The organism is Halorubrum sp. SS7, assembly GCF_005435055.1.
Lineage (GTDB): Archaea > Halobacteriota > Halobacteria > Halobacteriales > Haloferacaceae > Halorubrum > Halorubrum salinarum.
The window spans coordinates 1-213 of the sequence record NZ_SGXV01000773.1; the positions used below are offsets into that span (position 1 = coordinate 1).

Sequence of the window (213 nt, forward strand, 5' to 3'; positions counted from 1 at the left end):
GGCCGCTCGCTGTACGGCGGCGTCCTCGCGTACATGGCCGTCGACGGCTTCAAGAACAACGACAAGCGGGTCTCGGTCGCCGAGGAGAAGGGCGTCCCGATGCCGGACGTCCTCGTCCCGTTCGTCACCGGGATGCTGCTGGTCGCCGACCTCGGGATCGTCCTCTGGCGCCTCCCGCGGGCGGCCGCGGGCGCGCTCGTCGTCTTCTTCCTC

The 213-nt window shown here is 70.9% G+C and carries 1 pseudogene; it reads left to right on the top strand.

The annotated features are described in order from the left end of the window. A pseudogene (locus EXE44_RS19885) lies at positions 1-213 on the top strand (DoxX family protein); the annotation flags it as partial.